Raw genomic sequence first — 6,733 nt, 5'->3', positions numbered from 1 at the left:
GCCTGAATTGGTGAAAAGATCAACTAAAGATCCATTTTCACATTCAGGTGAGATGTCTATCTCGTTGTCATAGATCCAGGGGTGGCCATTGAAGATTCTCCTTTTTATCCTGGCTTTCAATATCGCCCTGGGCAGAGACATGCTACTCATCCATTCCTTTTATTTTTTTGTAAAGCCTTTCATAAAAATCTCTATCCAGCTTGCCGGGAGTTCTTTGGTTATGTGGTGCTTTGGCGGCTTTCTCAGCCCATTCACGAATTTCTTCTTCTTCGATATTCACTGAAAAGTTGTTGATGCCGAGTTTCTTAAAAAATTCAGACAATTCATCCAGATTTTCAAAGGGCTCAATTGCCTTCGTTACCTGCTCTTTTGCGCTTGATGAAATACGTCTGAAGATATCTATGAGGAATACGGCATTTGCAAGGCCATGTTTTATCCCTTTTCTTGAACTCAACGGATAGCCAACAGCATGCACTACTGTGGTTCCCGTATGGGCAATCACCATACCTGCAAGCATTGCCGCATATTGTAATTTTTCCCGGTAGAGAAGGTTTTCGGGATTATCTAGAACACGGGGAAGATATTCTCTTACGAGGCCCGTTGCCTTCAGTGAGAACCCTTTTACCATCGGATTTGCACCATTGTTGATTAATTCACCTTCTACAGAGTGTGAGAGGGCATCCAGAGCAGTGCTAATTGTGACTTGTTCGGGCATTGTCAGGGTATATCTTGGATCGAGAAAGGAAGACAGTGGGAAAGCATGAAAGCTGGAAAATCCCCGCTTATTTCCATTGTTGTCAGTAAGTACTGAATACTGTGTAACTTCTGAACCAGTTCCCGAAGTGGTGGGAATAGCTATCACGGGGAGAGAATACTCAATCTCTCCAGAGTAAAGGTCATCAGCTGTCATTTCGGGATCCGTGCCAAGGACTGCTATCGCCTTGGCAGCGTCAAGAGGGCTTCCACCGCCAATACCGATGACAAAGTCACAGTTTTTGTTTCTGAGCAAACTTGCACCTTTTTCTACGGTGCTGAAAGAAGGGTTTTCTTCAACCTCATTGAATATCACGAAAGTAACATTCTGCCCTGTAAGGGTTTTTGTTACGTCATACAAAGCCCCTGATGCTCTTGCAGATCTCTTTCCTGTAACGATAAATGCCTTTGAACCACACTCAGTGAAATCAGCATGCTTTTTCACCACTTCTAAACCGAAATGAACCATCGTGGGAATGTGAAATGACCACATAAAAACTACCCCCTTTTTTCAAAGATTTTTTCGAGCACTTCTTTGGATAGGTGAATGGTCTTTTCGAGTTTCTGTATATAAGCGCTTGATAGCGACTTGTAATCAAAAGACTTGCTCCTGTCTATGGCTCTATTAATGCTTTCAGCCTCTGTGGAAAAGTATGGCGGAGTATGCTCAAAAGAAGAAAAGAAATCCATCATTTTCTTGTTTTGCTTCCATATGAAGGGCTTCGCCAACCACATGGCTAAGATGGCGCCATGGAGCCTTTCACTGACGATCAAGCTTGAGCGTTGAAAAAAATCTGCTATTTCGTAGTTGCTTCGTGGAGGAGGTGTTAAAAGGAACCCAATTGACGAGGCGATTTGGTTTAACCTTTTCAACAACATCCCTTCTCTATGGTTTTGAAAGGGAATAATACAGAGCTTGCTGAATCCTTTGGCTTTCAGTGTATTTAGTATTTCCGTTGCATAGTTCAAGTGTTTTGGTATCAAGATAACCAGACCTTTATCTTCAGCTGCATCGTTTTTAGAAAGGCGCAAACAATATGGGCCATAATCAGTGCCCCCAAAGGCATTAATGGAATGATTGCAGGCAAAACGGAAAGAAACACTATCTCTTAAAACAGCAAAGGTGTTTGTGCTTGACAGAATTTTAGACAATTTTTTCAAATTCGATCCTTTTTTTAGGGGACCAAATCCCTGGGAGAGAAGCAGCAACTTTTTCCCATAAGATAAGGTCTTTTTGGCGATGAAATAATAATAAAGAAAACTGCGGGTGCTCGTTTCATCCTGAAATAAATTGCCGCCACCGAAAACGGTTATCGCAGAACGCTGGATTGCCCTTTCTAAGCTGATCGGGTTATACCTTGGTATTTGGCTTATTTTGAAACTAACGGGCATTTCAGAAATGACCGAATCAAGCCCTTTTGGAGACGGTATAAATGCTTCACCCTCAAAACCAGTCTCATTTAGAATTTTGAGCGTAGATAGCAGTAACAAATCATCACCAAAATTTCGATAGCCATAGTAACCCACCAGAACGATTTTATAGGAATTCATTGAATCTACCTCCGGGTAATCTAAACCAATTTTAGCATGATGGAACGACTTTCAGCGTGGTAGAATTATATAAATGATAGAAAGGAGGAATGATTGTGGACAGACATGAACTGATAAAAAAATTGGCGGTAAAAAATGAAAGCAAAGTAGTTTTACTCGTCATGGATGGAATAGGTGACCTCCCGATTGATGGGAAAACACCGCTGATGGCAGCGAAAACACCAAATCTGGACGCTCTTGCAAAAGAAGCGGACCTGGGCCAAACCATTCCGGTACTTCAGGGTATTACCCCCGGAAGTGGGCCGGGTCATCTGGGCTTATTCGGTTATGATCCCCTTAAATACCAAATCGGTAGGGGAATATTGGAAGCTCTTGGTGGAGATATTGAGGTCGGAAAGGATGATCTTGTTGCAAGAGCCAATTTCGCGACTCTTAAGGGTGATGTTATTGTTGACAGAAGAGCTGGACGGCCTGCAACTGAGGTGAGTTCGGAGGTTGTTAAAAAACTTGGCGAAGCGATAAAGGAAATCGATGGTGTGAAAATATCCGTATATCCTGGCAAAGAACACAGATTTGTTGTGAAATTCACCGCGCCGGGGCTTGATGAAAGGATTTCTGACGCCGATCCGCAAAAAGAAGGAAAAGAGATCGTTTGGTCAGAAGCCCTCGTGCCAGAGGCTGAAAGTACTGCGAAGGTTGTTAACAGCTTTTTGAAGAGGGTTAGAGAAGTACTTAAGGAAGAACCAGAAATGAATTTTGCGCTTTTAAGGGGATTCTCCAAACATCCGGTTCTTCCTACCTTTGATGAAGTGTACAAAATGAAAGCCGCAGCGATAGCTACTTATCCTATGTACAGGGGCTTGGCAAAGCTCGTTGGTATGAACGTAGTGGAAACTGGCACAACTCTTTCCGATGAGATTGAAACTCTCGGGAATATATGGAATGAATACGACTTCTTCTTTGTTCATGTGAAAAAAACAGATTCCTATGGCGAAGATGGAAACTTTGAGAAAAAGGTAAAAGTTATCGAGGAAGTTGATACATTGCTTCCAGAAATCCTTGCATTGAATCCAGATGTTATAGTCGTTACTGGTGATCATTCCACACCAGCAAAGATGAAGGCTCATAGCTGGCATCCTGTACCTTTTATGATCAGGTCTAACTTCTCCAGATCCGGATTGAGTGAACACTTTAACGAATATGAATGTGCAAGGGGAACTCTTGGAAATATCATGGCGCTTGATGTCGTTCCGTTAATGATGGCTCATGCTTTGAGATTGGAAAAGTACGGTGCATAAAGAGGTTTTCCACCGTGCTTTTTTCTACTTCATTTTCACTTGAACACAGTGATTCGCCTTTTTTTGTTTTATTTGTTTCTATGGCTTTTGGTATTATATTTTATCTGTTGTTTGTTGAAGGCGAAATATTCAAAGGGGTCCTGCTACTGGGCCCCTTTTTGGTTTTTTGCTGGTTGGCAAGGCATTTATTGCCTAATGTTTTGTTGTTTTTCTTTCTGGGCTTTTCGCTTTCCTTTGTAAAGATCGATCATCTTATGCTGGAACCCGGTTCCATTGTAGAAGTTACCGGAAAGGTAGAAAAAGTCTATGCAGATGATTTTTTTCTGGGGTCGGGTAGTGCCTTCATTGATGGTGAGTGGAAAAAGCTGCCCTTCAGAATAATTGTTAAATCTAAAAAGGCTTTCATGGAAAGCGAAGTGCCTGATTCAGGAATGATATTCTGGGCGGTTGGGAAACTTGAAAAAGCCGCATCTTTTCAACTATCGCTTGATTCGGATATGAGAGGGTTTGCACCACCAATTGGCGTAGATAGGTTTACTGGAAACTTAAGGAAAGACATAGAGAACAAGCTGGAAAAATATGGGTTGAGCAACGCTCTTATCTTTTCAACCTTTTTTGGCAGTAAAGCGAAATTGAGCAGTCAACTGAAAACTGCACTGAAAAAAGTTGGGATTTCACATATATTCGCTGTATCAGGTTTGCATGTTGGGCTTTTCTTCTTAGTAATTAACAACATTTTGTCCCTGTTTTTGTTACCTTATTTTGTAAAAGATTCATTTTCTTTGATGCTAACGGCTGCTTACGTCTTGTGTACCGGACCCGCGATATCGGCTTCGAGAGCCTTTTTGATGCTCCTTCTATATGTTGTATTTCGCATTATTGATTATCCTCAATCTCCCTTGAATATTCTGGGGTTAAGCGGCATCATCATGCTGGTCATAGCACCTTTCGATCTCATCTTACCGGACTTCCAATTGAGCTTCATTTCAACATCGGGTATCTTGCTCTATATTATGGCATCACAGAAAAAGAGGTCATTTGTAGTCCAGGCGTTTCTCATTGGTGGAGCGGCACAAGGTGCAACTTTGCCTATTACACTCAATCTCTTTGGAAGTATATCCCTTATGGCAATTCCCATAACGTTCATTGTAGTGGAGATTTATTTGATGCCTGCTTTAGTTGGGACCTTGGCACTGCTCTTTTTGGATCTCGTAAAATTAAAACCCCTTGCGTTTGCACTTGGCAAGGGGCTGGAATTTCTTTCAAAACTTTTTGAAATCGCTATTTTGAAGTTATCGGAGTTATCTCCAATGTTACAGCTGAAGCCTCCATATAATTATTTTGTTGCCTTTTTTGTTGCTTCATCAGTAGCTTCATTGCTCTTTTTCTTTGCGCATTCAGAGCAAAGACCGTAAAATTTCAATTGATGATCGGTGATTTTATACCCGGTACTTTTCTCTATTAGCTTTTCAAGATCATCTAATAAATCAAAGGGAAATTCCTCGACACGTCCACATTCAGTGCAAATAATATGATGATGGTGATGCTCGTCTTTGCTAACCAGTTCGTATCTAATAACGCCATCCCTGAAAACGATTCTTCTTAACAATCCCACATCAGAAAGCAGATCAACGGTTCTATAAACTGTCGCTTTGCTTATTCTAAGGCGTCTGTTTAACACCTTTCTATACACTTCTTCAGCACTCATGTGTTCGTCCTCAGAATCCAAAAAAATCTTGAGTATGAGTTCCCTTTGTGCTGTCATCCGTTGCTTCCTTCTTCTAAGTTCATTTCTAAGAATATCCTGTTTCACTGTAAACCCTCCCTATTGGATCTCGTCTCTGAATGACAGAAAAATTGTACACTTTTTGATTTACAACAAATGCGTAATATGTTACAATAACACTCCATCACATCAAAGGCTTTATATCGATTTTCCAGCCAGTTAGCTTGGCAGCGAGTCTGGCATTTTGACCACCTTTTCCAATGGCCAAGGAAAGTTGTGTAGGTGCAACATATACGACGGCTTCTCTATTTTCCTCGCTGGATATTTTTACTTCAATGGCACTTGCAGGCGCGATGGCATTGGAAATGAATTTGGCGGGATCTGCACTCCATCTGAGAATGTCAACCTTTTCTGGCCTAATTTCACGCAGGATTTCACCTATGCGCACACCACTTTCACCAATGCAAGCTCCTATCGGGTCCACCTTCATATCATCCGCATCAACGGCCACTTTTGTTCTTATCCCTTCTTCGCGGGCGATTGAGACGACTTTAACATTACCGCTTTCGACTTCAGGAACCTGCAATTTCAACAGTTCCTCTATAAATAGTGGCCCTCTTCTGGTGACGAGAATTTTTGGTCCTTTCGTAGTTTTAAGCACATCGACAACAAACACTTTGATAAACGTATTGGGCCTTAGTTCTTCACCGGGGATGGTTTCTTTGAGGGGAATTCTTGTATCGATTTTTCCGATTCTGAGGTCTGCCCAACCTTCCACAATTCTGAGTACTTCGGCTGTTGTAACAGAACCTTTTAAATCCGCATAGATACTGTAAAGATTATCCTTCTCTAATTCCCGAATTTTTTGAATGAGTACCTGCCTGGCTGTCTGAGCGGCAATTCTCTTGAATTTCTTGATGTTCAGTCTTCTCAAAATAAATTCACCGGGTTTAGCAGTAGGATCGACTTTCAAAGCATCAGGGAGAGCGATCTCCTGATGTGGGTCGCTCACTTCTTCTGTCACAAACAGCTTTTCATAAACACCAATATCACCGGTTAACCGATCAATTATCACCTGAACATCGCTTTCCCCGCCGAAGTTCTTTTTATAGGCACTTTGAAGCGCCTTTTCCAGTATTTCCAGAACTTCTTCTTTTCTTATGTTTTTTTCTTGTTCAAGTTGTTCAAGAGCTTCAAGAAGATTTAGATTCAATGAAACCACCTCCCACTCAGAACTCAAGCTTTAAGTTAGCCCTTTTTATATTTGTATATGCTACCCCATAGGACTTCCCGGTATCCCTTTCACGGATTGTGACTGTACTTTCAGAAGCGCTCTCTATAGTGCCTACGATAACTGTTCGGTTGTCCAGTGGGCTTATTAAAATTAGCTTTGCGAGCTTTCCAG

6 protein-coding genes and 2 pseudogenes are annotated in these 6,733 nt (G+C 41.6%); 2 read left to right on the top strand and 6 right to left on the bottom strand.

Going from position 1 to position 6,733, the window contains the following annotated elements; translation table 11 throughout:
• The 3 genes and pseudogenes from AC3LHT_RS07445 to AC3LHT_RS07435 all read right to left on the bottom strand — a co-directional run.
• Positions 1–141 (bottom strand): annotated as a pseudogene (locus AC3LHT_RS07445) (class I SAM-dependent rRNA methyltransferase); the annotation flags it as partial.
• Between the two features lies 1 nt (position 142).
• Positions 143–1,246: an iron-containing alcohol dehydrogenase family protein gene (locus AC3LHT_RS07440; protein ID WP_488662449.1), complete on the bottom strand. Its 1,104-nt coding sequence runs from the start codon at positions 1,244–1,246 to the stop codon at positions 143–145.
• Between the two features lie 5 nt (positions 1,247–1,251).
• The gene (locus AC3LHT_RS07435) at positions 1,252–2,304 is read right to left on the bottom strand and encodes a polysaccharide pyruvyl transferase family protein (RefSeq protein WP_290644524.1); all 1,053 of its coding nucleotides are present in this window, start codon (positions 2,302–2,304) and stop codon (positions 1,252–1,254) included.
• Positions 2,305–2,396: 92 nt separating this feature from the next.
• Here AC3LHT_RS07435 and AC3LHT_RS07430 point away from each other — a divergent pair, with 92 nt between their 5' ends.
• Entirely contained in the window at positions 2,397–3,602 is a 1,206-nt protein-coding gene (locus AC3LHT_RS07430) for a 2,3-bisphosphoglycerate-independent phosphoglycerate mutase (RefSeq protein WP_366011063.1), read from the top strand.
• 14 nt (positions 3,603–3,616) lie between these two features.
• Positions 3,617–5,017, top strand: coding sequence for a ComEC/Rec2 family competence protein (locus AC3LHT_RS07425; RefSeq protein WP_488662448.1), 1,401 nt, complete (start codon positions 3,617–3,619; stop codon positions 5,015–5,017).
• Here the strand turns inward: AC3LHT_RS07425 and AC3LHT_RS07420 are convergent.
• The 3 genes and pseudogenes from AC3LHT_RS07420 to AC3LHT_RS07410 form a co-directional block, all read right to left on the bottom strand.
• Positions 4,939–5,415: a Fur family transcriptional regulator gene (locus AC3LHT_RS07420; protein WP_290644518.1), complete on the bottom strand. Its 477-nt coding sequence runs from the start codon at positions 5,413–5,415 to the stop codon at positions 4,939–4,941. The genes AC3LHT_RS07425 and AC3LHT_RS07420 overlap by 79 nt on opposite strands.
• Before the next feature lie 97 nt (positions 5,416–5,512).
• Positions 5,513–6,541 carry a transcription termination factor NusA gene (gene nusA / locus AC3LHT_RS07415; protein WP_366011040.1) on the bottom strand — a complete coding sequence of 343 codons (1,029 nt, stop codon included), beginning with the start codon at positions 6,539–6,541 and terminating at the stop codon, positions 5,513–5,515.
• Positions 6,542–6,557: 16 nt separating this feature from the next.
• A pseudogene (locus AC3LHT_RS07410) lies at positions 6,558–6,733 on the bottom strand (ribosome maturation factor RimP); the annotation flags it as partial.

The organism is Kosmotoga sp. (assembly GCF_982836095.1).
This window is presented reverse-complemented; position numbering and strand designations above follow the sequence as displayed.

Excerpts from the sequence above, each read along its gene's own strand:
- AC3LHT_RS07440 (WP_488662449.1), bottom strand. The coding sequence starts at position 1,246 with ATGTGGTCATTTCACATTCCCACGATGGTTCATTTCGGTTTAGAAGTG.
- AC3LHT_RS07435 (WP_290644524.1), bottom strand. The coding sequence starts at position 2,304 with ATGAATTCCTATAAAATCGTTCTGGTGGGTTACTATGGCTATCGAAAT.